General features: G+C 44.2%; 23 protein-coding genes, 1 rRNA gene, 1 pseudogene and 1 riboswitch. Of the genes and pseudogenes, 23 read left to right on the plus strand and 2 right to left on the minus strand.

Translation table 11 applies throughout. The features are described from left to right. From rrf to purD, 15 genes are all read left to right on the plus strand, one after another. A 5S ribosomal RNA gene (gene rrf, locus DFO72_RS27475) occupies nt 1-87 on the plus strand; the annotation flags it as partial. Nucleotides 88-621: 534 nt separating this feature from the next. After that, nucleotides 622-1164: a DUF2179 domain-containing protein gene (locus tag DFO72_RS27480; protein ID WP_053433027.1), complete on the plus strand. Its 543-nt coding sequence runs from the start codon at nt 622-624 to the stop codon at nt 1162-1164. Continuing rightward, entirely contained in the window at nt 1161-1367 is a 207-nt protein-coding gene (locus DFO72_RS27485; protein WP_113885612.1) for an NETI motif-containing protein, read from the plus strand. Before DFO72_RS27480 ends, DFO72_RS27485 begins: the two co-directional genes overlap by 4 nt. An 88-nt stretch (nt 1368-1455) precedes the next feature. Next, nucleotides 1456-1557, plus strand: a riboswitch (purine riboswitch). Nucleotides 1558-1696: 139 nt separating this feature from the next. Then, entirely contained in the window at nt 1697-2185 is a 489-nt protein-coding gene (purE, locus tag DFO72_RS27495) for a 5-(carboxyamino)imidazole ribonucleotide mutase (protein ID WP_113885613.1), read from the plus strand. Then, on the plus strand, nt 2172-3326 hold the full coding sequence (purK, locus tag DFO72_RS27500) for a 5-(carboxyamino)imidazole ribonucleotide synthase (protein ID WP_181782436.1): 1155 nt from the start codon (nt 2172-2174) through the stop codon (nt 3324-3326). Before purE ends, purK begins: the two co-directional genes overlap by 14 nt. A gap of 3 nt (nt 3327-3329) precedes the next feature. Further along, entirely contained in the window at nt 3330-4622 is a 1293-nt protein-coding gene (gene purB / locus DFO72_RS27505; RefSeq protein WP_113885615.1) for an adenylosuccinate lyase, read from the plus strand. Nucleotides 4623-4738: 116 nt separating this feature from the next. Continuing rightward, on the plus strand, nt 4739-5464 hold the full coding sequence (gene purC / locus DFO72_RS27510) for a phosphoribosylaminoimidazolesuccinocarboxamide synthase (protein ID WP_113885616.1): 726 nt from the start codon (nt 4739-4741) through the stop codon (nt 5462-5464). Then, nucleotides 5452-5706, plus strand: coding sequence for a phosphoribosylformylglycinamidine synthase subunit PurS (gene purS / locus DFO72_RS27515; RefSeq protein ID WP_113885617.1), 255 nt, complete (start codon nt 5452-5454; stop codon nt 5704-5706). The genes purC and purS overlap by 13 nt, the downstream gene beginning before the upstream one ends. Beyond that, on the plus strand, nt 5703-6389 hold the full coding sequence (gene purQ, locus DFO72_RS27520; RefSeq protein WP_113885618.1) for a phosphoribosylformylglycinamidine synthase subunit PurQ: 687 nt from the start codon (nt 5703-5705) through the stop codon (nt 6387-6389). Before purS ends, purQ begins: the two co-directional genes overlap by 4 nt. Beyond that, nucleotides 6373-8589 (plus strand): phosphoribosylformylglycinamidine synthase subunit PurL, encoded by a 2217-nt coding sequence (gene purL / locus DFO72_RS27525; RefSeq protein ID WP_113885619.1) that lies wholly within the window; start codon nt 6373-6375, stop codon nt 8587-8589. The genes purQ and purL overlap by 17 nt, the downstream gene beginning before the upstream one ends. Further along, entirely contained in the window at nt 8574-9971 is a 1398-nt protein-coding gene (purF, locus tag DFO72_RS27530; RefSeq protein WP_113885620.1) for an amidophosphoribosyltransferase, read from the plus strand. Before purL ends, purF begins: the two co-directional genes overlap by 16 nt. 294 nt (nt 9972-10265) lie before the next feature. Then, nucleotides 10266-11291: a phosphoribosylformylglycinamidine cyclo-ligase gene (gene purM, locus DFO72_RS27535; RefSeq protein ID WP_113885633.1), complete on the plus strand. Its 1026-nt coding sequence runs from the start codon at nt 10266-10268 to the stop codon at nt 11289-11291. 13 nt (nt 11292-11304) lie between these two features. Continuing rightward, entirely contained in the window at nt 11305-11886 is a 582-nt protein-coding gene (purN, locus tag DFO72_RS27540) for a phosphoribosylglycinamide formyltransferase (protein ID WP_113885621.1), read from the plus strand. Between the two features lie 34 nt (nt 11887-11920). Continuing rightward, nucleotides 11921-13456 (plus strand): bifunctional phosphoribosylaminoimidazolecarboxamide formyltransferase/IMP cyclohydrolase, encoded by a 1536-nt coding sequence (purH, locus tag DFO72_RS27545; RefSeq protein ID WP_113885622.1) that lies wholly within the window; start codon nt 11921-11923, stop codon nt 13454-13456. A gap of 69 nt (nt 13457-13525) precedes the next feature. Beyond that, entirely contained in the window at nt 13526-14794 is a 1269-nt protein-coding gene (purD, locus tag DFO72_RS27550) for a phosphoribosylamine--glycine ligase (RefSeq protein WP_113885623.1), read from the plus strand. Here the strand turns inward: purD and DFO72_RS30505 are convergent. Beyond that, complete coding sequence (locus tag DFO72_RS30505; RefSeq protein ID WP_258549847.1) at nt 14772-14903, minus strand: EYxxD motif small membrane protein; 132 nt, start codon at nt 14901-14903, stop codon at nt 14772-14774. The genes purD and DFO72_RS30505 overlap by 23 nt on opposite strands. Nucleotides 14904-15092: 189 nt before the next feature. Continuing rightward, on the minus strand, nt 15093-15383 hold the full coding sequence (locus tag DFO72_RS27555; protein WP_113885625.1) for a YgaP family membrane protein: 291 nt from the start codon (nt 15381-15383) through the stop codon (nt 15093-15095). Nucleotides 15384-15577: 194 nt separating this feature from the next. Here DFO72_RS27555 and DFO72_RS27560 point away from each other — a divergent pair, with 194 nt between their 5' ends. The 8 genes and pseudogenes from DFO72_RS27560 to DFO72_RS27595 all read left to right on the plus strand — a co-directional run. Next, on the plus strand, nt 15578-17320 hold the full coding sequence (locus DFO72_RS27560; protein ID WP_181782438.1) for an adenine deaminase C-terminal domain-containing protein: 1743 nt from the start codon (nt 15578-15580) through the stop codon (nt 17318-17320). A 93-nt stretch (nt 17321-17413) separates the two neighbouring features. Continuing rightward, nucleotides 17414-18469 (plus strand): DUF3048 domain-containing protein, encoded by a 1056-nt coding sequence (locus DFO72_RS27565; protein ID WP_113885627.1) that lies wholly within the window; start codon nt 17414-17416, stop codon nt 18467-18469. Nucleotides 18470-18510: 41 nt separating this feature from the next. Beyond that, nucleotides 18511-18819, plus strand: coding sequence for a YerC/YecD family TrpR-related protein (locus DFO72_RS27570; RefSeq protein ID WP_009336752.1), 309 nt, complete (start codon nt 18511-18513; stop codon nt 18817-18819). A 162-nt stretch (nt 18820-18981) separates the two neighbouring features. Then, the gene (locus DFO72_RS27575; protein WP_113885628.1) at nt 18982-19668 is read left to right on the plus strand and encodes a heptaprenylglyceryl phosphate synthase; all 687 of its coding nucleotides are present in this window, start codon (nt 18982-18984) and stop codon (nt 19666-19668) included. Nucleotides 19669-19744: 76 nt separating this feature from the next. Further along, on the plus strand, nt 19745-21976 hold the full coding sequence (pcrA, locus tag DFO72_RS27580; protein WP_113885629.1) for a DNA helicase PcrA: 2232 nt from the start codon (nt 19745-19747) through the stop codon (nt 21974-21976). A gap of 54 nt (nt 21977-22030) precedes the next feature. Beyond that, nucleotides 22031-24037, plus strand: a complete 2007-nt coding sequence (ligA, locus tag DFO72_RS27585) for an NAD-dependent DNA ligase LigA (protein WP_113885630.1) — start codon at nt 22031-22033, stop codon at nt 24035-24037. Nucleotides 24038-24052: 15 nt separating this feature from the next. Next, a complete protein-coding gene (locus tag DFO72_RS27590) occupies nt 24053-25222 on the plus strand; it encodes a CamS family sex pheromone protein (RefSeq protein WP_113885631.1) in 1170 nt (389 codons plus the stop codon). Between the two features lie 513 nt (nt 25223-25735). Continuing rightward, a pseudogene (locus DFO72_RS27595) lies at nt 25736-25992 on the plus strand (L-glutamate gamma-semialdehyde dehydrogenase); the annotation flags it as partial.

Genomic DNA, 25992 nt, shown 5'->3' on the forward strand with positions numbered 1-25992 from the left:
GTTCCCATACCGAACACGGAAGTTAAGCTTCTCAGCGCCGATGGTAGTTGGGGGCTGTCCCCCTGTGAGAGTAGGACGCTGCCGGGCATATGAAAGAGCACCTGATGGGTGCTCTTTTTTCGTATGTTTGGATGATATATTGAATCCAAAAATCTTATTTACTCTTCTTTTTAATTGAAAATACATATATGCTTCACTTTTTCGTGTTATGCCATACTTTGGCATATATATGCGTCCCTTTCATTCGTATATGTGCCAGAATTCAATTATATGTGCCAATTCTTATTTCACTGCCTGTTTTATGTGTTAAATCTGTTCTTACCAAAGAGGAATTGTGCCAAATGTGAGAACTTACAACCATGTTTGATAAAACCCAATACATGCCAGGTAGTCTCCAAAATCTGTTAGATAAAAATCTTTAGAACCTTTCTCCTTAATATAGCTGCTTCAACCGGGCATAATTCAGCCGTTTCATCCCACTCAAAAAAGGATAACCTATTCCTAAAGAATCCAATTTGCGAAAAAAGGTTATCAAACGCTAATTTCTTTTGTACAATAGTGACTTAATGGGGAGAGGTCACCCATATGCCTTTAAATCCCCCATAAAGGAGGACGCTTTCATTGCTGGAAAACAGTTTTATTATGGTCGCTATTATTTTGATCATTAATATTGTATATGTATCATTTTTTACCATCAGGATGATTCTGACGCTAAAGGGGCAGCGGTACCTTGCAGCTTTTATAAGCACAATTGAAGTTGTCATTTATGTAATTGGACTGGGGCTTGTGCTTGATAACCTAAATGAAATACAAAATCTGATTGCTTATGCAGTCGGTTATGGAATTGGCGTTATTGTCGGCATGAAAATTGAAGAGAAGCTTGCTCTTGGCTATATTACTGTAAATGTAATTACAAAGGAATATGACAGGGACCTTCCAAAAGCCTTAAGAGATAAGGGTTATGGTGTCACAAACTGGGCTGCAAATGGACTTGAAGGCGATCGGATGGCCCTTCAGATCCTGACACCGAGAAAATATGAATTGAAACTTTATCAGACGATTAAAGAGCTGGATCCTAAGGCCTTCATCATTGCTTATGAGCCAAAAACGATTCATGGCGGCTTCTGGGTGAAATCTGTTAAGAGAGGAAAGTTATCCCAATGAGTAAAACCAAGAACAAAATGGTGTTTGAGGTACAGGAAAACGAAACGATTGACCAGTGTCTGGAAAGGATACAAAAGGCAGGATATATACCTGTTAGAAGGACTGAGAAGCCTATTTTTAAAGAAGTTAAGAAGGGCGGTAAAGTCGATTATGAACCTGCTGGAAGGCAGATCGTTTTTGAAGCAAAACGGGCAGAAGATTAAAACACGAACATTAATTGTCTGACTTTTAGTATTGTTCGATTTTTCAATTGACAGAGTATCAGGTATGTTGTTAATATGGTGGTAGTTAATAAAACGTGAATAAACCCCTCGTATAATAATGGGAATAGGGCCCATAAGTTTCTACCCGGCAACCGTAAATTGCTGGACTATGAGGGAAAGCTGATATGCCCGGCATGTAGAAGGAATGGTTCCTGCCGTTTGCAGGTGTCTTTCTTACGGTTCTTTTTAGCCCGGACAGATTACTTTCTCTCATATTAAGAGAAGGGTCTGTGCGGGTTTTTTATATTGGGAGATTTGGAGGAGAAAGAATGAGCGCACAAGCAGCAGTCATTATGGGAAGCAAATCGGATTGGGAGACAATGAAGCACGCTTGCGGAATTCTGGAAGAGCTTGAAATCCCTTTTGAAAAAAAGGTTGTTTCAGCGCATCGGACTCCAGATCTTATGTTTGAATATGCTGAGCAGGCAAGAGACAGAGGGATTAAGGTAATTATTGCGGGTGCAGGCGGAGCGGCACACCTGCCTGGAATGGTAGCAGCGAAAACGACACTTCCTGTCATCGGAGTACCAGTGCAATCAAAAGCTCTAAACGGACTGGATTCATTGCTGTCCATTGTTCAGATGCCCGGCGGCGTCCCGGTTGCAACCGTTGCGATTGGAAAAGCAGGAGCCACTAACGCCGGATTGCTGGCAGCACAAATACTTGGCGCTTTTGATACAGCCATTGCAGAACGTCTTCAGTCAAAAAGAGATAAAACAAAACAGGAAGTACTAGAAAGCAGTGATGAACTTGTCTAATAAAACAATTTTACCTGGACAAACAATTGGAATTATTGGCGGGGGACAGCTTGGGAGAATGATGGCTCTGGCTGCAAAAGCAAATGGCTTCAGGATTGCCGTCTTGGATCCAGCAGAAGACTCTCCTTGCGGCCAGGTTGCGGATATTAAAATCATTGGTGAATATGATCATTTAGATTCTATAAAAGAGTTAGCTGACGTCAGTGACGTTGTGACATATGAATTTGAAAATATCAGTGCGGAAGCTCTCGGGTGGCTATGTGCAAATGCGTATGTCCCACAGGGGAGCGAGCTGCTCGAGATCACGCAGGACCGGACAAAGGAAAAAGCAGCCATCCAAAAAGCCGGCTGTGAGGTAGCGCCCTATGAGGTCATTACTACTGAAAAAGATATTTATGATAATATAGAAAAGCTTGGCTATCCAGCAGTATTAAAGACATCCAGAGGCGGATATGACGGAAAAGGACAAGTTGTGATAAAGAGCGGGCAGGATATTAATAAAGCTGCACAGCTTCTTGAGAATGGCGTGTGCGTCCTTGAAAAATGGATTCCATTCGAAAAGGAAATATCAGTTATTATCTGCCGGAATATCTCGGGAGAAAAAGCAGTATTTCCAGTCGGGGAAAATATCCATAAAGAAAACATTCTGCACCAGACAATTGTGCCGGCTATGATCACAGCTGATGCCGAGGACAGGGCTGTAAATGCAGCAAACCTGCTGGCAGAAGCTTTAAGCCTTGTCGGTACATTGGCAGTCGAAATGTTTCTCACACAAGACGGACAGATTTACATTAACGAGCTTGCGCCTCGTCCGCATAACTCAGGCCATTATTCGATTGAAGCTTGCGAAACCTCCCAGTTTGAACAGCACATCCGTGCGGTTTGCAATTGGCCGCTTGGCAGCACGGAACTATTAAAACCGGCTGTTATGGTTAACATACTAGGAGAGCACCAGGAGCCTTTAATTAAGAAAATACCTGAATTGGATGACTGGAAGATTCACTTGTACGGAAAAAAGGATGCCAAATATAAACGCAAGATGGGCCATGTCACGCTTTTGCGGAACTCAGCCGAAGAGGCACTTGAAGAAGCAGAAAAAAGCGGCATTTGGACCCCTGTGAAGGAACAGATCGGAGGATAAAACATGATTGAACGCTATACGAGACCGGAAATGGGAGCTATATGGACAGAAGAGAACCGCTTTCAGGCTTGGCTTGAGGTAGAAATTCTTGCTTGTGAAGCTTGGGCTGAATTAGGAGATATTCCGAAAGAGGATGTTCAGAAAATCCGCGAGAATGCTTCTTTTAATATTGACCGCATTAAAGAAATCGAAGAGGAAACACGACATGATGTGGTCGCTTTTACCCGCGCGGTATCTGAAACGCTTGGTGAGGAGCGCAAATGGGTTCATTACGGGCTTACTTCCACAGATGTGGTTGATACGGCTCTTTCCTACTTAATCAAGCAGGCAAATGATATTCTTCTAAAAGATATCGAACGCTTTGTGGAAATCCTGAAAAACAAAGCTCAGGAACACAAGCATACAGTAATGATGGGCCGCACGCACGGGGTGCATGCTGAGCCGACTACATTCGGTTTAAAGCTTGCACTATGGTATGAAGAAATGAAGCGTAATCTTGACCGCTTTAAGGAAGCAGCTGCTGGTGTGGAATTCGGTAAAATCTCAGGTGCAGTTGGAACATATGCAAACATCGATCCGTTCGTTGAAAAATATGTGTGTGAAAAACTGGGCATCCAGCCAGCGCCAATTTCAACACAAACACTTCAGCGTGACCGACATGCTCATTATATGGGGGCGCTAGCGCTGGTAGCCACTTCAATTGAAAAATTTGCGACAGAGGTCCGCGGCCTGCAAAAAAGCGAAACGCGTGAAGTGGAAGAGTTCTTCGCGAAAGGCCAAAAGGGATCTTCAGCAATGCCGCACAAACGCAACCCGATTGGTTCAGAAAATATGACTGGAATGGCAAGAGTGATCCGCGGCTATATGATGACTGCGTATGAAAATGTGGCATTATGGCATGAGCGTGATATTTCCCACTCATCAGCTGAAAGAATCATCCTGCCTGACGCAACGATTGCGCTGAACTATATGCTGAACCGCTTTGGAAATATCGTGAAAAATCTAACAGTCTTCCCTGAGAACATGAAACGCAATATGGACCGTACGTTAGGGCTGATTTACTCTCAGCGTGTTCTTCTGGCCTTGATTGACAAGGGCATGACTCGTGAAGAGGCCTATGATACTGTCCAGCCGCGGGCCATGGAAGCATGGGAAAAACAGGTGCAATTTCGCAGCCTGATCGAGCAGGACGAAACTATTACATCAAAGCTAACCGAAGCAGAAATAGATGACTGCTTTGACTATAACTACCACATCAAGCATGTGGATACCATTTTTGACCGTCTTGGTTTATAAAAAAATAAAGAGGTAAAGAGCAGTCTTTACCTCTTTATTATCGGGAAAATTCCCAATCTTCTTAATAACCGCGTCTAGAAAGCCATGTGCTATTTAAATAAGGGAGGCTCTCCGCTATGGAAAAAGGAGAATTGTTATACGAAGGCAAAGCCAAAAAGGTTTATCAAACAAACGATGAAAATGTCGTCTGGATTGAATACAAAGATTCTGCAACAGCCTTTAATGGTGAGAAAAAGGCAAGCATCAGCGGCAAGGGCCGTTTGAATAACGAGATTACGAGTTTGCTTTTTTCAAAGCTTCATGACCTGGGAATAGAATCTCACTTTATTGAAAAACTTTCAGAGACTGAGCAGCTTGTTAAAAAGGTGGATATCATTCCGCTCGAAACAGTGGTCCGCAACGTTGCGGCGGGGAGCTTTTCTAAGAGATTGGGAGTTGTAGAAGGGAAAGAATTGTCGAGGTCGATTGTGGAGTTCTACTACAAAGATGACGAGCTCGGTGATCCGCTGCTGACAGAGGATCATATTGATGTTCTTCATCTGGCTGATAAGCAGGAAGTAGCCATTTTACAGGAAAAGGCACTTCAGGTTAATGCTATTTTAAGAGATTTTTTCAAAGACCTCGGCATTAAATTAGTAGATTTTAAGCTTGAGTTTGGTAAAGATGAATCAGGCCAAATTCTCCTGGCTGATGAGATTTCGCCAGATACTTGCAGGCTTTGGGATATTGAAACAAATGAAAAGCTGGATAAAGATGTTTTCCGCAGAGACCTTGGAAATTTAACAGATGCTTATGAAAATATTTTAGCGCGACTGGGAGGCCAAACAGTATGTACAAAGTAAAAGTTTTCGTCACATTAAGAGAAAGTGTTCTAGATCCTCAAGGAACAGTTGTAAAAAATTCTCTGCATTCCATGAACTACAGCGAAGTGTCTGATGTGCGCATTGGAAAATACATGGAACTGACAGTGGAAAAAAGCGACCGTCCTGTTGAAGACGCTGTAAAGGAAATGTGTGAGCGCTTATTGGCTAATGTAGTGATTGAAGATTACCGCTTTGAAATTGAGGAGGCTGTTGCTCAGTGAAGTTTGCAGTGATCGTATTTCCAGGGTCCAATTGTGACATCGATATGTACCATGCAGTAAAGGATGAGCTTGGAGCGGAAGCCGAATATGTCTGGCATGACGCGGAAAGCTTAGACGAATATGACGGAATTCTTCTTCCCGGCGGTTTCTCTTACGGAGATTATCTCCGTTCGGGTGCTGTCGCACGCTTCAGTAATGTCATGAAAGAAGTTGTGAAAGCGGCTGAAGCAGGAAAGCCAATCCTGGGCGTCTGCAATGGATTTCAAATCCTTCTTGAAGCTGGTCTTTTGCCTGGGGCAATGAGAAGAAACGATAGCTTGAAATTCATATGCCGCACAGTGGAGCTAAAGGTTGAAAACAATGAGACCATGTTTTCATCTGCATATGAGAAGGATGAAGTAATCAATATTCCGATTGCCCATGGTGAAGGAAACTATTATTGTGATGAAGCTGTTTTAGCTGAATTGAAGAAAAATAACCAAATCGTTTTTACTTACAATGGAACGAATCCAAATGGCAGCCTGGAAAACATCGCAGGCATTGTCAATGAAAAAGGAAATGTACTCGGCATGATGCCGCACCCTGAAAGAGCTGTTGATGAGCTTTTAGGGGGAGCAGATGGCCTGAAACTTTTTCAATCAATCGTAAAACAATGGAGGGAAGCACATGTCGTTAATGCTTGAGCCAAGTCCGGAACAGTTAAAGACACAGAAGGTATACAAAGAAATGGGTTTGTCTGATGACGAATTTGCGATGATTGAAAAGATTATCGGGCGTTTGCCAAATTACACAGAAATCGGTTTGTTTTCGGTTATGTGGTCAGAGCATTGCAGCTATAAAAACTCAAAGCCCGTGTTAAGCAAATTTCCGACAACAGGAGAGAAAGTACTTCAGGGACCAGGGGAAGGAGCTGGAATTGTTGATATCGGCGATGGGCAAGCAGTTGTTTTTAAAATTGAAAGCCATAACCACCCGTCTGCAATCGAGCCTTACCAGGGGGCAGCAACAGGTGTCGGCGGGATTATCCGCGATGTATTTTCAATGGGAGCAAGACCGGTCGCGCTCCTCAACTCTTTACGCTTTGGAGAATTGGATACTCCTCGTGTACGGTACCTTTTTAAAGAAGTAGTCGCAGGCATTGCAGGTTACGGAAACTGCATCGGCATTCCAACAGTTGGGGGAGAAGTGCAGTTTGATGCTTCCTATGAAGGAAATCCGCTTGTAAACGCGATGTGTGTCGGCTTAATCGACCATAAGGACATTAAAAAAGGCCAGGCCCATGGAGTAGGCAATACAGTCATGTATGTCGGTGCAAAAACTGGCCGTGACGGGATCCATGGTGCTACTTTTGCATCTGAAGAACTAACAGACCAATCAGAATCAAAACGCCCGGCTGTCCAGGTTGGCGATCCATTCATGGAAAAGCTTCTGCTAGAGGCATGTCTTGAACTGGTCCAGTCTGACGCACTTGTCGGCATTCAGGATATGGGAGCTGCCGGTCTGACAAGCTCTTCTGCTGAGATGGCCAGCAAAGCGGGGTCAGGAATTGAAATGAATCTTGACCTTGTTCCTCAAAGGGAAACAGGCATGACTGCATATGAGATGATGCTTTCCGAGTCTCAGGAGAGAATGCTGATTGTCGTGAAAAAAGGACGCGAGCAGGAGATCGTTGATTTATTTTCCAAATATGGCCTGGAAGCAGTATCTGTCGGCAGGGTAACCGATGATAAAATGCTCCGACTGACTCATCAGGGAGAAGTGGTAGCAGAGCTGCCGGTAGATGCGCTTGCAGAGGATGCGCCAGTTTATCATAAGCCATCAAACGAGCCTGAATATTTCCGCGAATTTCAGGTAATGGAAAATGAAGTTCCTGCGGTTGAAGATTATAAAGAAACATTGGTAAAGCTCCTTCAGCAGCCGACAATAGCAAGCAAGGAATGGGTTTATGACCAGTACGACTATATGGTCCGCACGAATACAGTAGTGTCGCCTGGATCAGATGCTGCGGTCATTCGCATCCGCGGCACCCGCAAAGGATTGGCCATGACGACAGACTGTAATTCACGTTACATGTATCTTGATCCTGAAACAGGCGGAAAAATTGCAGTGGCAGAAGCAGCAAGAAATATCATTTGCTCCGGCGGTCAGCCATTGGCGATAACAGATAATCTGAACTTCGGAAACCCGGAGAAACCTGAAATCTTCTGGCAAATCGAAAAAGCGGCAGATGGAATCAGTGAAGCATGCCGCACTTTAAATACGCCAGTTATCGGCGGAAACGTCTCTTTATATAACGAAACAAATGGAACAGCTATCTACCCAACACCTGTCATTGGAATGGTTGGGCTTGTAGATGACATTGATCATGTGACAACACAATCATTTAAAGCAGCTGGTGATCTTATTTATCTGGTTGGCGAAACAAAGGATGAGTTCGGCGGCAGTGAACTGCAGAAGATGACATACGGCAAGATTTTCGGAAAAGCGCCTGAACTTGATCTCGAAAAAGAAGAAAAGGCACAGCAGCAAATTTTAAAAGCCATCCGTTCGGGACTTGCAGCATCTGCCCATGATGTGGCAGAAGGCGGTTTAGCAGTAGCAGCTGCGGAAAGCCTGATTGGTTCAAAAGGTCTGGGAGCGGATATCAAGGTAAAAGGAAATGCGACATCAGCTTTATTCAGTGAATCACAATCCCGTTTCTTGCTATCTGTAAAAAAAGAAAACCAGGAAGCATTTGAAAGTTTAGTAGACGCGACACTAATCGGTGAAGTAACAGAAGCACCTATACTTTATATCTCCAATGAAGAGGGCCAATTGCTTGCCGAACAGGTTGACGTTCTAAAGCAGGCCTGGAAAGGGGCTATCCCATGCTTGCTGAAATAAGAGGACTGAATGAAGAGTGCGGTGTTTTTGGAATCTGGGGGCACCAGGATGCTTCCCAGATCACGTATTACGGGCTTCATAGTCTGCAGCACCGCGGCCAGGAAGGCACAGGAATGGTTGTTACCGATGGCAAAAAGCTGAAAGGCATTAAAGGTGAGGGGCTAGTAACGGAAATTTTCACAACAGATGCCATGAAGGAACTGGAAGGAAAAGCAGCAATCGGACATGTGCGCTATGCGACTGCCGGCGGGGGCGGATATGAAAATGTCCAGCCTCTGCTATTCAACTCACAAAGCGGAAGTCTTGCGCTTTGCCATAACGGAAACCTGGTGAATGCGACTGCATTGAAGCATCAGCTTGAAGGACAAGGAAGCATTTTTCAAACGAGCTCGGATACAGAGGTGCTGGCTCACTTAATTAAGCGTGCAGGCTTCTCTTCCCTAAAAGACCGAGTCAAAAATGCTTTATCCATGATTAAAGGAGCTTATGCTTTTCTGATTATGACCGAAACAGAACTGATGGTTGCGCTGGATCCGAACGGCATGAGGCCGCTCTCACTTGGCAAAATCGGCGATGCTTATGTAGTTGCGTCTGAAACATGTGCTTTTGATGTTGTAGGTGCAGAGTATATCCGCGATATTCTGCCAGGAGAACTGCTGATCATTGACGACAATGGATTCCGTTCTGAGATGTTTGCAATGGCCTCTAATATCGCTATGTGCACGATGGAATATGTTTACTTTTCCCGTCCAGACAGCAATATCAACGGGATCAACGTTCATACAGCCCGGAAAAATCTTGGGAAGCAGCTTGCTTTTGAGGCGCCCATTGAAGGGGATGTCGTTACAGGCGTACCTGACTCGAGCATCTCTGTCGCGATCGGCTATGCTGAAGCTTCAGGCATTCCATATGAGATGGGCTTGATAAAAAACCGCTATGTTGGCCGGACTTTTATCCAGCCATCACAGTCACTGCGTGAGCAAGGCGTAAAAATGAAGCTGTCTCCGGTACGCGGAGTTGTAGAAGGCAAGAGAGTCATTATGGTGGATGATTCGATCGTCCGCGGAACAACAAGCAGACGGATCGTAACAATGCTGAAAGAAGCGGGAGCTACAGAAGTGCATGTGCTTATCAGTTCACCGCCAATTAAAAATCCATGCTTCTATGGAATCGATACATCGACAAAAGAAGAATTGATTGCCGGCAATCATTCTGTTGAGGAAATAAGAGAAATCATTGGTGCGGACACACTTACCTTTTTAAGTACAGAGGGCATGGTCAAAGCAATCGGCCGAAAAGACGGACAATGTCTGGCATGCTTTACAGGCCAGTATCCGACGGAGATTTATCCAAGTACTTTGCATCCTTATGAAAAGGTATAACATAAGTTGGCTGATAAACTGCTAAGTTTGGCTGATAAATATGGGGAATTGGCCGATAAAACGTGATTTTTGGCCGTTAAAAGTACTAATTTGGCCGATAAGTTGAAGAATCGGCCTTTAAATGATTAAGAAAATAACTTTGAAATACGATACTGTCTAGCTCCAGCGCCTGCCCCCTCGAGGTCATAAGCCACCACTCCCAGAAGGCAAAGAACGCCTTCTTGAGAGGCTCGTCTTATGCTTGCCGAGGGTGAACAAGGCGCTTGCGCTTTTCTAATATGGGGTGAAAAACAGATGGCAAATGCATATAAACAGGCCGGAGTAGATATCGAAGCTGGCTATGAAGCAGTTTCCCGCATGAAAAAGCACGTACAGAAGACGATTCGTCCTGGTGTGCTCGGCGGTTTGGGCGGATTTGGCGGCATGTTCGATCTATCTGAACTAAACCTGAAGGAGCCGGTTTTAGTATCTGGTACAGATGGTGTCGGCACGAAACTGATGCTTGCTTTTATGATGGATAAGCATGACACGATTGGGATTGATGCGGTCGCAATGTGTGTAAATGATATTGTCGTACAGGGAGCAGAACCTCTTTATTTCTTGGATTATATCGCCTGTGGAAAAGCGGCGCCTGAACGGATTGAAGCGATTGTGAAAGGAATTGCGGATGGCTGCGAACAGGCAGGATGCGCCCTCGTAGGCGGTGAAACAGCTGAGATGCCTGGCATGTACAGTGAGGAAGAATATGACCTTGCCGGCTTTGCGGTCGGTGCCTGTGAAAAATCCAGCCTGATTAATGGTTCCGATATTAAAGCCGGAGATGTACTGATTGGCCTTGCATCCAGCGGAATTCACAGCAATGGCTACTCACTTGTCAGAAAGCTGTTTTTTGAAAAAGCGAATTTGTCCTTAACAGATCATGTAGAAGAATTTGGCTGCACTTTAGGGGAGGAGCTGCTTCGCCCTACGAAAATTTATGTAAAGCCGCTTCTATCAGCTATGAAGCAATTCAAGCTGAAGGGCATGGCGCATATTACCGGCGGAGGATTTATTGAAAACATCCCCCGCATGCTGCCTGAAGGCCTTGGCGCCCAGCTTAATGAAAACAATTGGGAAGTGCCTCCTGTGTTCACGGTTATGGAGAAGATCGGCGGATTGGAACGCAAAGAAATGTACAACATTTTTAATATGGGAACAGGCATGGTGATTGCAGCGGATAAAGAAAATGCTGATGAACTGATCACCTATTTTAATGAAATTGGAGAAAAAGCCTATCTAATGGGGACAGTGACGGATAAGGAAGGAATTGAAATTCTGTAACTTGGAGGAAGTCATGAAAAAAATCGCAGTGTTTGCTTCCGGAAGCGGAACGAACTTTCAGGCAATTGCCGATGCTGTAAAAAAAGGTGATTTGCAGGCTGAGATCGTCTTGTTTGTCTGTGATCGGCCAGGTGCATACAGCACCCAGCGTGCACAAAACGAACAAGTTCCGCAGTTTGTTTTTTCAGCAAAAGACTATGCTGGCAAAGCAGAGTATGAAAGAGCGATTTTGCAAAGGCTGAAGGAGAGCGGCGCCGAGTATATTATTCTCGCAGGCTACATGAGACTGATCGGCCCGACGCTTTTGAAAGAGTTTGAAGGCAGGATTATTAATATTCATCCTTCTCTTCTTCCTGCTTTTCCTGGTAAGGATGCTATTGGCCAGGCGTTATCTGCCAATGTGAAGGTAAGCGGTGTAACGGTCCATTTTGTTGATGAAGGCATGGATACTGGGCCGATTATTGCTCAAGCGCCAGTTGATATAAATTCCGGTGAAACGCTGGATAGCCTTCAGAAGAAGATACATGAAGTCGAGCACAAACTTTATCCGCAGGTTTTGCAAAATCTTTTCTATGCTAAAATGTTAGAGAACTAAAGTGTTTCATTCAACAGAGTCAGGGGGAGCGAACATGAAGAAACGTGCATTAATCAGTGTTTCCGATAAAAATGGCATAACAGAATTTGCCCAGCAGTTAAGCGAACTGGGGTTTGAAATTATCTCAACAGGCGGTACAAAAAAAGCGCTGGAAGAGAGTGGAGTCCCCGTTATCGGAGTAAGTGATGTGACAGGCTTTCCGGAGATTTTGGAAGGGCGTGTAAAAACATTAAATCCAATGATTCATGGCGGGCTGCTGGCAAAGCATGGCGAACCAGGCCATAAACAGCAGCTAGAGGAGCATGGGATCACGCCTATCCAGGTTGTGTGCGTGAATTTGTACCCGTTCCAGCAAACAATCGCTAAGCCAGATGTGAAAGTAGAGGATGCGATAGAGAATATTGATATCGGCGGCCCGGCCATGCTGCGTGCCTCCTCCAAAAACCATGACTATGTAACGGTTGTGGTGGATCCGGCCGATTATGAAACAGTTCTTTCACAGCTAAAAGAAACCGGAGAGGTCCAAAAGGAAACCCGCCGCAGACTTGCTGCAAAGGTTTTCCGCCATACTGCTGCCTATGATGCAATGATCGCTGAATATATGACAGATTTGGCAAATGAAGAAACACCTGAAAAATTAACGGTTACGTATGAACTGAAGCAAACATTGAGATATGGGGAGAACCCTCATCAAAAGGCTGCTTTTTACCGCAAGCCGCTTGGTTCTGAATTTTCGATTGCTAACGCTGAACAGCTTCACGGCAAGGAATTATCCTACAACAATATCAATGATGCTGATGCAGCTCTCCAAATCGTAAAAGAATTCTCAGAGCCTGCAGCAGTTGCTGTTAAGCATATGAATCCTTGCGGAGTGGGGACTGGGGAAAATGTATTCGAAGCTTTTTCAAAAGCTTTTGAGGCGGACCCTGTATCTATTTTTGGCGGCATTATTGCCCTGAACAGGGAAGTAGACGCTGAGACAGCGAAAAAGCTATATGAAATCTTCCTTGAAATCATCATTGCACCTTCCTTCTCAAACGAAGCGCTTGAGATTTTAAAAGGGAAAAAGAATCTGCGCCTGCTGACAATTCCTTTTGATGGCAAAAAGAAAGCGGAGATGAGATTGTCCGCTATTGAAGGCGGATTGCTGACGCAGGAATATGATTTATTCACCCTTGATAATGCGGAAGTAAAAGTTGCGACCAAGAGAGAGCCAACAGAAGAAGAGTGGAAAGCGTTGAAGCTGGGCTGGAAAGTTGTAAAGCATGTGAAATCAAATGCCATTGTCGTAAATGATGCAAACATGACTCTTGGAGTCGGTGCCGGGCAGATGAACCGCGTAGGCTCTGCCAAAATTGCGCTTGAGCAGGCCGGTGAAAAAACGAACGGAGCGGTTATGGCATCCGATGCTTTTTTCCCAATGAACGATACGGTTGAAGCGGCAGCCAAAGCAGGCATTTCAGCCATCATCCAGCCGGGAGGCTCAATCCGTGATGAGGATTCCATCAAAAAGGCTGATGAGTATGGAATTGCAATGGTCTTTACAGGCGTACGTCATTTTAAACATTAAACGAAAAGCGGAAGCGCCTCGATCAGAGGCCTTGCTATTATAGCTGACATTTTTACGGAGGTGGGCGTAATGAAGGTATTGGTTTTAGGAAGAGGCGGCCGAGAGCATGCAATTTGCTGGAAGATGAATCAAAGCCCTTCAGTGAAACAGGTTTTTGCTGCTCCAGGAAATCCCGGAATGGAAGATTCAGCTCAGCTGGTTGCCATCCAGGAACATGAACAGGAAAAACTTGTGCAGTTTGCTCAGGATAATGAAATTGAATTGACTGTGATCGGGCCGGAAGTACCGCTGCTTGAGGGGCTGGCTGACCGATTTGAAGAAGCCGGGTTAAAGGTATTTGGACCGAGAAAAGCAGCAGCCGAAATTGAAGGCAGCAAGTCCTTTGCCAAAGCACTTATGAAGAAATATGCTATCCCCACTGCCGAATATGGGGTATTCAGCAACTATGAAGAAGCGAAAGCCTATATTGAAGCAAAAGGCGCTCCCATTGTTCTGAAAGCAGATGGCCTTGCAGCCGGAAAAGGCGTAATAGTGGCCATGACTATGCAGGAAGCATTGGACGGGATTGAGGAACTATTATTAAATGAAAAGTTTGGCCAAGCTTCTTCAACCGTTGTAATTGAAGAATTCCTTGAAGGCGAAGAATTTTCCTTAATGGCGTTTGTGAACGGAGAAAAGGTGATTCCGCTTGAAATTGCCCAGGACCACAAGCGTGCCTATGATGGAGACCAGGGACCGAATACTGGCGGAATGGGGGCTTATTCTCCGGTACCGCATATTGGTGAAGAAACAGTTGCAGCAGCTGTTGAACATGTTTTGAAGCCGGCAGCCAAAGCAATGGTTCAGGAAGGCCGAAGTTTTACCGGTATCCTGTATGCAGGTCTGATTAAAACACCAGCAGGCCCGAAGGTAATTGAATTTAATGCCCGTTTTGGAGATCCTGAAACACAGGTGATTTTACCCCGCATGAAGTCGGATCTGGCGGGAGTAATGCTGGCAGTCCTAAAAGGGGAACAGCCTGAAATCGAGTGGGATAAGGAAGTAATCGTCGGAGTGGTTGCTGCTTCTAAAGGCTACCCTGAAGCTTATGAAAAAGGAGCTGTTCTGAATGGGCTTCAATCGCTTACGGATGTCTCCGTCTTCCATGCCGGCACTGATAGAAACAGCTCAGGTGAGTATGTGACAAATGGAGGCCGCGTGCTGCTGGCAGGCGCTAAAGCTCCTACTCTGAAAGAAGCACAGCAAAAGGTATATTCCGAACTTGAAAATCTTCAATGTGAAGGCGTATTCTACCGCAAGGATATTGCCGATAAAGCTATCGCGCACGTCCTTTCTTAGTCTTCCGGATATACACAAACAGGAGTGCTACAATGCTTCCGATTATTGCTGCCAGGACGAACGTCATATCCATTACGTATTCCCAAAACATATTGTCAGCTCCTTTCATTCTTCCAGCCCCCATATAGGGAGCTGGATTTTTTAACAATGAATTTATATCTTTGCACTTCGAGAACTGTCTAGCTCCAGCACCTGCCCCCTCGAGGTCACAAGCCAATCCTCCCAAAAAAGGCAAAGGAGGCCTTTCCGGGGGATCGTCTTGTGCTTGTCGGGGGTGGGCAAGGCGCTTCCGCTATTCTTAAGATGGATTATACGGGAGAATTTCCTCAACAGCCTCATCATTATTGTGATTGCCTTCCTGCTTTCGCTTTTCCTGAGCCATGTCCTGGCCTCTTTCAAAAAGAGCTGTCAAAGGGCAAAAGCGGACAATTCCCTCTGCCACCTTCATGCCGCCCAGCATAGCCATCATGAGATAAGAATCCCGCCAAGGTCTTTTCACAAGCTTTGAAGTGCTCCAGGCTAAGACAGTTAATCCGACTGTTATGCGTATTAAGGCATTTACAATGCCGATATTTGGTTTTACATTCATCGTTTTCACCACTTTCACAAATTTTTTACAATCTTTTACTTATTCTTTAATGCGTTAAACAGTGAAATATGTTACTATAGAACAACAAGATGAATGAAAGGGCTTTCTTTATTGATTTAAAGCCATTTCACACATTGATTTTATTCTAAAAATCGAGTCTTTTATATATAGATATCAACAAGGGAGGGAGTATGGTGCTGGAACAGCGTTACCGTTGGAAAAACAGGCACTTGCGTGAACATGTTTCCGTATTGGACGGAAAACTGTCACCGACGATATTACTAAAGAACGCCCGTTATCTTAATCAGGCACTTCGCAAATGGATAACAGCAAATATATGGATTTATGGCGACCGTATTGTTTATGTGGGCGAAAAGCTGCCGGAAAAAATAGAACAGTGTGAGGTCGTTGATTGTACGGGACTCAAGCTGGTTCCTGGATATATTGAGCCGCATGCCCATCCATTTCAATTATATAATCCCCTTTCCCTGGCGAGCTATGCATCGCAGTTTGGTACAACAACCTTGATTAATGACAATATGGTGCTTGCTTTACAGCAGGATAAAAAGAAAGCGTTTTCTTTCCTGAAGGAAATGAGAAACATGCCTGCAACAACCTATTGGTGGTGCCGATTTGATGCACAAACGGAAATTCAGCATGAAGAATCCGTTTTTTCGCATGGGAACGTTAAATCATGGCTTGAGCATGATGCTGTGCTTCAGGGAGGAGAGCTCACAGGCTGGCCGAAGCTTTTGGATGGCGATGATATGATGCTTCATTGGATTCAGGAGACTAAGCGGATGAGGAAAAAGATCGAAGGCCATTTTCCGGGGGCATCCGAAAAAACGCTGGCAAAGCTCATGCTGCTTGGTGCTGATTGCGACCATGAGTCGATGACGGGAAAGGATATATATAATCGTCTTTTACAGGGATATACCGTATCTCTCAGATATTCTTCCATCCGTCCCGATCTGCCGGTTTTATTGGACGAGATGCATGAAATCGGCATTGATCAATATGATCGGATGATCTTCACAACAGACGGTTCCTTTTCCTCCTTCTATGAACAGGGAATTATTGACCATATGATCCGCATCGCCATTGATAAAGGAGTGCCGGTTATCGATGCATATAATATGGCTACCATTAATGTGGCCCGTCATTATGGAATCGATTATTTGCATGGCTCGATTGCGACAGGAAGGGTGGCTAATATTAATTTCCTGTCAGATGAAAAGGAACCAACTCCATTATCAGTTATTGCCAAAGGGGAGTGGGTAAAAAGAGACGGTGAAAACCTGCACGCCTATAAGCCTGTAGAATGGGGAGAATACGGCTTCGAACCGCTGGATATTGATTGGGAACTGACCGCTGATGATATGCAATTCTCCATGCCTTTCGGGATAAAACTGGAGAATGCGGTTATTACGAAGCCCTATTCCATCACGATTGATGTATCATCCGAAGAACTGGAGAAAGATCATGATGAATGTTTCTTCATGCTTGTTGACCAGAATGGACACTGGCGGATAAATACGATATTAAAAGGGTTCTCGAAAAGCCTGGATGGAATGGCAAGTTCTTTTTCCAATACCGGTGACATTATCTTAATTGGAAAAAGCAAACAGGAAATGCTGAATGCTTTTAACCGGCTGAAAGAAATTGGCGGAGGCATTGTCATATCAGAAGGGGGAAGAATTGTCCAGGAGATGGAACTCCGCTTAAAGGGTGTGATGTCCCATAAAAATGTGGAGGAATTAATGGAGGAAGAAAAACAGCTTGTTCATTATTTGCGTGATCAAGGCTATAGACATGAAGATCCGATGTATACGCTGCTCTTTTTCTCTTCAACGCATCTGCCTTATATCAGGATTACTCAGCAGGGAATGTATGATGTAATGAATAAAACGGTACTCTTTCCAACGATAATGCGTTAAAATATAAAAGTGATGCTATATATATATAGATAAAAACTGCTCAGTAGAGCTAACATAGAACCTGCATCAAAGCAAAAAACACAGGGGTGCTAAATGCTAAAAAGATGGATAGCTGTATCAGCAGCGGCAATGCTTTTAGTCTCTGGCTGCAGCAAAGAAAAAGCTGAAGAGCCTGAAAAACAAGATACGGAAAAAACGGAAGAGGCCACAAAAGGGGTCAGCTCTGAAAAAGAACTTCCATTTCACTATCCCCTCACAGGCTTCGGGTCGGAGGCTGAGGTGGATGGAAGGGCTGTAGCGGTGATGATCAATAATCATCCAAAAGCCCGTCCGCAATCCGGGCTTAACCAGGCTGATATCGTCTACGAATTGCTGGCAGAAGGGGACGTGACCCGTTTTCTTGCTATTTTTCAAAGTGAGCAGCCTGAAATGATAGGGCCTGTCAGAAGTTCAAGAGATTATTATATTGAGCTGGCTAAAGGCTATGACAGCCTCTACATTGCCCACGGCTATAGCCCGGAAGCCAAAGAATTGCTGGATCAGGGCTATATTGATAATCTGAATGGAATGCAGTATGACGGTACATTGTTTAAACGGGAAAGCTTCCGCCAGGCTCCTCATAATTCCTATATTTCATTCGAAAGTGTGCTGAAGGGTGCAGAAGAAAGAAATTATGCGATGGAGGACGAACCGGAATCTCTAGCTTTTCTGTCGAAGGAAGATGCAAAGGCTATTCAGGGTGAGGATGCAGCCTCGGCCATGATCTCCTATTTGGACAATGAACTATTCAATGTCATCTATGAGTATGATGAGGGACTGGAGAAATACAAAAGATATTCCAATGGCGAACTTACAGCTGATTATAAATCCGGTGAACCTGTATTGCTTGATAACATTTTCATCGCAGAAGCAGACCACAAAGTGGTTGACAGCGCGGGTCGCCGTGATATTAACTTAACTTCTGGGGGAAAAGGATATCTCCTGCAAAAAGGGAAAGTGACAGAAGTAGAATGGGAAAACATTGACGGGCGAATTCTTCCGGTCATGAATGGCAAACAGGCTGGCCTGGTGCCAGGAAAGACATGGATCAACATCGTTCCATCAAGCCCGGGCCTTGAGCAAACGGTTTCCTTCGAAATTAAACAATAACGATTTTAAAATTCTATTACAATAAAGGGGAATGCAAATATATGCAAATTGATAAGCTAAGAGGCAAAGAACTGGATCAGTTATTTAAGTCGGTTTTATCTTTAAAAGACCTGGAAGAGTGTTATCGCTTCTTTGACGACTTATGCACAGTAAATGAAATACAGTCCCTGGCTCAGCGTCTGGAAGTGGCACGCATGCTTCGTGAAGGCAAAACGTATCATAAAATTGAAACAGATACGGGCGCAAGCACGGCAACCATTTCCCGTGTGAAACGATGCCTCAACTATGGAAATGATGCCTATGAAATGGCACTGGAAAGAATCAAAGAAGAAGAACCTGAAAAAGCGTAAATATTCGTATTGCTTAAACCGATGGGGCAGTTCCCACGGTTTTTTTCTTTGGTTCCCCTATTAATTTTTTCCACCTTATAAAGACTTCCTGCTTTTCTTTTTTATTCCCAATCTTAAATGATATAATGATGAAATGGAATGATAGAATGGAGGCAATTTTGCATGTATGATGTTCGCGAATGGAGCCACGCTTTTAAGCTCGATCCGGATAAAAATATATCAGATGAAAACCTGGAAATGATTTGTGAGTCTGGAACAGACGCGATTATTGTGGGCGGGACGGACGGAGTAACGCTGGAAAAGGTGCTGGATTTAATGGCACGCATCCGCCGATATACAGTCCCTTGTGTGCTGGAGGTTTCAACCATTGATTCAATTACCCCGGGCTTTGACTTATACTTTATCCCGACAGTCCTTAACAGCCGGGACGTGAAGTGGGTTACAGGCCTTCATCAGGAGGCTGTAAAAGAATATGGGGATATCATGAATTGGGAAGAGGTTTTAGTTCAGGGTTATTGCATCCTGAATGAAGAATGTAAAGCGGCACACGTTACCAATTCACGGACAGATTTATCATTGGATGAGGTAAGAGCATATGCCATGATGGCTGAAAAGATGTTCAGCCTGCCAATCTTCTATCTTGAATACAGCGGAAAGTACGGAGATGCTGAAGTGGTCGCAGAGGTGAAAAATACGCTTGAAGAAACCGTATTATTTTACGGCGGCGGCATCATGAATGCAGAGCAGGCAAATGAAATGGCTGAGCATGCGGACGTAATTGTGGTCGGAAATGTTATTTATGATGATCTGCAGGCTGCATTGGCCACTGTCGAAGCTGTTCGTGCCTAATTCAGTTGCTGATGATGATAAAAAAAAGATAAAATAGATATAAGAACATATGTTTCTATGGTGGTGAAGAGAAGAAATGCAATTTTTAACGGATAAATTATTGAACGGACTGAATCCGCAGCAGCAAAATGCGGTAAAAACAACAGACGGACCCCTTCTTATAATGGCAGGAGCGGGAAGCGGAAAGACAAGAGTGCTTACTCACAGGATTGCTTACTTAATGGTGGAAAAGGGTGTGAACCCCTACAATATTCTGGCAATCACATTTACAAACAAAGCAGCCCGTGAAATGCGTGACCGAATTCATAATATGATGGGCGGAGCTGCAGATGAAATCTGGATTTCGACGTTCCACTCCATGTGCGTGCGGATCTTAAGAAGAGATATTGACCGTATTGGCTATAACCGCAATTTCACGATTCTGGATTCAACAGATCAGCAATCGGTGATTAAATCAATCCTAAAGGATAAAAACCTGGATCCAAAGAAATTTGATCCGCGTGCTATCCTGGGGTCCATCAGTTCGGCAAAAAATGAATTGATTACTCCTGAAGAGTATGCGAAAACAGCAGGAGATTATATTCAGCAGGTTGCAAGTGATGTATATACAGAGTACCAAAAGAGACTTAGACGCAACCAGGCGCTTGATTTTGATGATCTTATTATGATTACGATTCAGCTGTTCCAGAGGGTGCCGGAAGTGCTTGAATATTATCAGCGCAAATTCCAGTACATTCATGTGGATGAGTACCAGGATACTAACAGAGCGCAATACATGCTGGTAAAGCTTTTGGCAAGCCGTTTTAAGAATCTGTGTGTGGTCGGTGACTCTGATCAGTCCATCTATAAATGGCGCGGTGCGGACATAGCCAATATCCTTTCTTTTGAAAAGGATTATCCGAATGCACAGACTATTATGCTCGAACAAAATTACCGCTCAACAAAAAGGATACTGCTGGCTGCGAACGAAGTCATCAGCAAGAACCTCAATAGAAAGCCAAAAAACCTCTGGACCGAAAACGCAGAAGGCAATAAAATCTTCTACTATCGTGCCGACAGCGAGCAGGGAGAAGCACAGTTTGTTGCAGGCAAAATTAAAGAATACATCAGCAGCGGCAAGCGAAGCTTTTCGGATATTGCTATCTTGTACCGCACAAACGCACAGTCCCGTGTAATGGAGGAAGTGCTGTTAAAGTCGAACATTGAATACTCCATTGTCGGCGGAATCAAGTTCTACGACCGCAAAGAAATTAAGGACATCCTTGCTTACCTGCGTCTGATTGCAAATCCGGATGATGATATAAGCCTTCAGCGTGTTATCAATGTGCCAAAACGCGGAATCGGCTCCGGTTCGGTTGATAAAATCGCCAACTTTGCACAGCTTCACGAAATGAGCATGTTTGAGGCTCTTGAGTCCATTGAACTGATTGGCCTGAGCCCGAAAATTACAAAAGGGGCTATTGAATTCAGGGATTTGGTTAAAAACTATACACAAATGCAGGAATACTTATCTGTGACAGAACTTGTGGAAGAGCTGCTGGAGAAATCAGGCTACCGCGATATGCTTATTGCCGAGAAGTCCATTGAAGCCCAGAGCCGTCTGGAAAACATTGATGAATTCCTGTCTGTTACAAAAAACTTTGAAGAAGCCAGCGAAGATAAATCGCTTATCGCATTTTTGACTGATCTGGCTCTTGTGGCTGACATTGATAAATTGGATGATGATGGTGAAAAAGCTGAATCAGTTGTTCTTATGACACTTCACTCAGCAAAAGGGCTAGAGTTCCCTGTTGTCTTTTTACTAGGTCTTGAAGAGGGTGTATTCCCGCACAGCCGTTCTCTAATGGAAGAATCGGAAATGGAAGAGGAGCGCCGTCTTGCCTATGTGGGAATCACGCGGGCAGAAGAGGAGCTTTACATTACGAATGCACAAATGCGTACTTTATTTGGACGCACGAATATGAATCCTCCATCCCGATTTATCAAAGAAATTCCGGCTGAATTGCTGGATGGGCTTGAACCTGCTAAAAAGCCGTCTCCATTTGGATCATCCCCGTTTGGATCTCCTTCTGCTTCAAGAGGAGCACAGCCTCAGCGGAAAGCGGTGGTTCGTCCATCTGCATCGAATACAGGCGGAGATGAAATTGCCTGGGTAGTCGGCGACAAAGCCCAGCACGGAAAATGGGGTACAGGTACAGTTGTCAGTGTAAAAGGTTCCGGCGAAGGAACAGAGCTGGATATTGCGTTTCCGAAACCAGTTGGCATTAAACGTCTGCTGGCCAAATTTGCACCGATTACAAAGGCGTAATCTTAGAGCAGCCTGCCAGGCATCTTTTAAAGGATTATAGAAAGGGTTGAATGTATGGACCTTCAATTGGCAGAAAAAAAGGTGAAAGATCTGCACAACCTTTTGAATCAGTATAATTATGAGTACCATGTTCTTGATCAGCCGTCTGTTCCAGATGCTGAATACGATAGGCTGATGAGAGACCTCATTGAGCTTGAAGAGCAATTTCCTGAGCTTAAAACGGAGGATTCTCCCACACAGCGGGTTGGTGGGGAAATCCTTGATATGTTTGAAAAGGTGGAGCATCAGTCACAGATGCTCAGTTTGGGCAATGCCTTCAGTGAGCAGGACCTAAGAGATTTTGACCGCCGTGTCCGCCAAGGTGCAGGTCAAAATGTTTCTTATGTATGCGAATTGAAAATCGATGGACTGGCTGTCTCCCTCCGTTATGAGGATGGACTTTTTGTTCTCGGTGCCACACGTGGGGACGGTTCCATTGGTGAAAATATCACAGCAAATTTAAAGACCATTCGCTCCATCCCTCTTCGGCTGAAAGAGAGTGTAACGATGGAAGTCCGCGGTGAGGCATTTATGCCAAGGAGTTCTTTTGAGAAATTGAATAAAGCAAAAGAGGAAAATGGGGAAGAGCCTTTTGCAAATCCAAGGAATGCCGCAGCAGGTTCATTAAGGCAGCTTGATCCGCGTCTTGCAGCAAAGCGTAATCTCGATATTTTTGTCTACGGCATAGCGAATGTAGGGGATACAGGCGTTGTATCCCATAGCGAAGGTCTGGATTATCTGGAAAGCCTTGGATTTAAAACGAATAAAGAACGCAAAAGATGTGAAAGCATCGAGGAAGTCATTGAGTATGTACAGGGATGGACTGACAAACGTCCAAATCTGCCTTATGATATTGATGGCATCGTTATTAAAGTCGATTCACTGGAAACACAGGAGCAGCTCGGCACTACGGCAAAAAGCCCACGCTGGGCCATTGCCTATAAATTTCCTGCAGAAGAGGTTGTTACCACATTAAGGGATATTGAATTAAGTGTGGGGCGAACTGGCGTAGTTACGCCAACTGCACTTCTGGAGCCTGTCCGAGTTGCCGGAACGACTGTCCAAAGGGCGTCACTGCACAACGAAGATTTAATTCGCGAAAAAGATATTAAGATTGGCGATCAGGTCGTTGTGAAAAAAGCAGGAGATATCATCCCTGAAGTTGTAAATGTACTGGCTGACAGGAGAACGGGTGAGGAGCAGGACTTTAACATGCCGACACATTGTCCTGAGTGTGAAAGCGAGCTGGTCCGCCTTGATGGTGAAGTGGCATTGCGCTGCATTAATCCAAAGTGCCCGGCCCAGATCAGGGAAGGTCTAATTCACTTTGTTTCCCGCAACGCCATGAACATTGATGGCCTTGGTGAAAAGGTGATAAGCCAATTATTTGCCGAAAATCTGATTAAAGATGTGGCAGATATCTATAAATTAACGTATGAACAGCTCATCCAGCTTGAGAGGATGGGTGAAAAGTCAGTTAATAACCTCATTCAGGCAATTGAAAACTCCAAGGGCAACTCATTGGAAAAGCTTTTATTTGGTCTGGGAATCCGTCATGTTGGCGCAAAGGCTGCCAAAACGCTGGCCCAGGAGTTTGGCCATATGGAAGCACTTGAAAAAGCATCCCGGGACAATTTAACAGCTATCAATGAAATTGGTGAAAAAATGGCTGATTCCATCGTTTCCTTCTTTGAACAGGAAGAAGCCCATGAACTGATTGCGGAGCTGAAAGCAGCTGGGGTCAACATGGTTTATAATGGGCCAAAGCCTGTTTCAGCCGAAAACTCGGATAGTTTTTTTGCAGGAAAAACAGTGGTTCTGACAGGAAAGCTAGAATTAATGAGCCGGAATGAAGCAAAAGAAAAAATAGAGGCGCTTGGCGGCAAAGTATCCGGAAGCGTCAGCAAGAAAACAGATGTTGTAATCGCCGGAGAAGACGCTGGATCCAAACTGACGAAGGCCCAGGAGCTTGGAGTAGATGTTTGGAACGAGGAGAGACTGGTTGAAGAATTAAATAAGTAAGAGGGTGTAAGCTCCGTGAAAAAACTGATGATGCTTGCTTTATCTCTAACCCTTCTGCTTGCAGGCTGTGCGCCTAATTTTAATAAGCAGGAGGAAGTTGTTCAGGAAGACAAGAACGAAGAGGATAAGGCAATCATTCCGAACTATAAAATTTCTGACAAGTATTATCGAACACTGCTGCCTTTTGAACCAAGTGAATCCAGAGGTCTCGTTGTCAATAATGTAAGCACCAAGTATGATATCAATGAATTTGAGACAGGACTTATGCGAGTTGCGCAAAACACGTTTGATCCTGATAAATACTTATTCCAGGAAGGGCAGTATCTAAAAAGAGGCACAGTCCAGGCTTGGCTAAACCGTAAATTCACTGATGATCAGCTGAAGGAACGGGAGATGAAGGCAGAAGACAATATCGGCTTAAATCCGATGATCGCAGATAGCGGGGATATTGAGAAAAACAATGAAAAAAGTCCGATCTACCTTGCTCATATTCTTGAACACAACTATTTGCTGAAAAATGATGATGGGAAAGTGGGGCTCGGCGGTGTTGTCATTGGCCTTGCCATGAACTCTGTCCATTATTATCAAAAGGAACAATATGGTGCCACTTTCGAAACAAAGATTGACCAAGATGTCATTGAACGAGAAGGTAAAAAGCTAGCTGAAGAAGTACTGCAGAGAGTACGGCAAATCAAAGGCCTGAAAGATGTGCCGGTAACCATTGCTTTGTTTGAACAGCAATCAAGAACCTCGGTGGTACCAGGAAGCTTCTTTACATACGCTACGGCAGATAAAGGAAGCACAAAGCTTGGCGGATGGGAAGACGTCAACGAGAAATATGTCCTTTTCCCTTCAAACACGGCTGAAAAAAATCATCGTGATGATTTAACGGCATTTCTTAACTTTAAGCAGGATGTAGAAACCTACTTCCCGAACTTCAATGGAGTTATAGGGAAAGCCTTCTACGCTCAGGACCAATTGCAGGAAGTTAATATTGATATCCCAATCCAATTCTATGGAAAAGCAGAAGCGATTGGATTTACGCAATATGTAACAGGGCTTGTTGTCAAACACTTCCCTGAATACATCTCAGTCCAGGTGAATATTTCATCTGTCAATGGACCGGAAGCGCTAGTAGTCCGGAAAGCAGACCAAAGCGAACCTTTTGTCCATATCTATCAATAGAACCAGGGTACCCAGAAGTGCAGAAGATGCACCTTCTGGGTTTTTTTAATTTTAGGAAAGAGGATTGCGGGCATGATGACAAAATTTGAAGCAGTTAGAGAAAATTGGTCGTCATAGAGGAATGGCGACACAATAGGAAGAGTAGCAAGAATAAGGGGTCTCCATAAAAAGGTTATAGCTGTAAAAAGATAAAGAAGTTAGGAAAAATGATATCCCCTTCCAAAAAATAAGAATAACAGCAATAGAATTTTTTATATAACAGTTTTATCCAAAATCTGCCCTAAGAATCATCAACCCCTTATTCCTCTAAGTGAAACTGCCATTTCTCTCAATGGATGTTAATATATAACATCATCGGAGAATGTTTGAAGATAATGTTATTTTCGTGTTAATATAGTGTTTGGATGAAAACGTTTTAAGAGAATAGCAGACCTTTCTCCAGCAGGTTTATAATAACGGGACGGGGCGCTACGATCTGGCGTTTGATATTTGTACACACAGGAGGCGGTAAAAATGGTACAACCTTATAAGCATGAGCCATTCACGAATTTTAAAGAAGATGAAAATCGTGAAGCATATTTAAAGGGTTTACAAACTGTAGAAAGCTATTTGGGCCAGGATTATGATCTTTTAATTGGCGGAGAGCGCATTTCTACTGAAGATAAAATTGTATCAATCAATCCTTCTAATAAAGAAGAGGTAGTTGGCCGTGTTTCAAAGGCAAACCGCGAGCTTGCGGAAAAAGCGATGCAGGCTGCTGTTGAAGCATT

It is taken from the genome of Cytobacillus oceanisediminis (genome assembly GCF_004366035.1).
Taxonomy (GTDB): Bacteria; Bacillota; Bacilli; order Bacillales; family Cytobacillaceae; genus Cytobacillus; species Cytobacillus oceanisediminis_C.

Excerpts from the sequence above, each read along its gene's own strand:
- DFO72_RS27485 (WP_113885612.1), top strand. The coding sequence starts at position 1,161 with ATGAGTAAAACCAAGAACAAAATGGTGTTTGAGGTACAGGAAAACGAA.
- purE (WP_113885613.1), top strand. The coding sequence starts at position 1,697 with ATGAGCGCACAAGCAGCAGTCATTATGGGAAGCAAATCGGATTGGGAG.
- purK (WP_181782436.1), top strand. The coding sequence starts at position 2,172 with ATGAACTTGTCTAATAAAACAATTTTACCTGGACAAACAATTGGAATT.
- purB (WP_113885615.1), top strand. The coding sequence starts at position 3,330 with ATGATTGAACGCTATACGAGACCGGAAATGGGAGCTATATGGACAGAA.
- purC (WP_113885616.1), top strand. The coding sequence starts at position 4,739 with ATGGAAAAAGGAGAATTGTTATACGAAGGCAAAGCCAAAAAGGTTTAT.
- purS (WP_113885617.1), top strand. The coding sequence starts at position 5,452 with ATGTACAAAGTAAAAGTTTTCGTCACATTAAGAGAAAGTGTTCTAGAT.
- purL (WP_113885619.1), top strand. The coding sequence starts at position 6,373 with ATGTCGTTAATGCTTGAGCCAAGTCCGGAACAGTTAAAGACACAGAAG.
- purF (WP_113885620.1), top strand. The coding sequence starts at position 8,574 with ATGCTTGCTGAAATAAGAGGACTGAATGAAGAGTGCGGTGTTTTTGGA.
- purM (WP_113885633.1), top strand. The coding sequence starts at position 10,266 with ATGGCAAATGCATATAAACAGGCCGGAGTAGATATCGAAGCTGGCTAT.
- purN (WP_113885621.1), top strand. The coding sequence starts at position 11,305 with ATGAAAAAAATCGCAGTGTTTGCTTCCGGAAGCGGAACGAACTTTCAG.
- purH (WP_113885622.1), top strand. The coding sequence starts at position 11,921 with ATGAAGAAACGTGCATTAATCAGTGTTTCCGATAAAAATGGCATAACA.
- purD (WP_113885623.1), top strand. The coding sequence starts at position 13,526 with ATGAAGGTATTGGTTTTAGGAAGAGGCGGCCGAGAGCATGCAATTTGC.
- DFO72_RS30505 (WP_258549847.1), bottom strand. The coding sequence starts at position 14,903 with ATGAAAGGAGCTGACAATATGTTTTGGGAATACGTAATGGATATGACG.
- DFO72_RS27555 (WP_113885625.1), bottom strand. The coding sequence starts at position 15,383 with ATGAATGTAAAACCAAATATCGGCATTGTAAATGCCTTAATACGCATA.
- DFO72_RS27565 (WP_113885627.1), top strand. The coding sequence starts at position 17,414 with ATGCTAAAAAGATGGATAGCTGTATCAGCAGCGGCAATGCTTTTAGTC.
- DFO72_RS27570 (WP_009336752.1), top strand. The coding sequence starts at position 18,511 with ATGCAAATTGATAAGCTAAGAGGCAAAGAACTGGATCAGTTATTTAAG.
- DFO72_RS27575 (WP_113885628.1), top strand. The coding sequence starts at position 18,982 with ATGTATGATGTTCGCGAATGGAGCCACGCTTTTAAGCTCGATCCGGAT.
- pcrA (WP_113885629.1), top strand. The coding sequence starts at position 19,745 with ATGCAATTTTTAACGGATAAATTATTGAACGGACTGAATCCGCAGCAG.
- ligA (WP_113885630.1), top strand. The coding sequence starts at position 22,031 with ATGGACCTTCAATTGGCAGAAAAAAAGGTGAAAGATCTGCACAACCTT.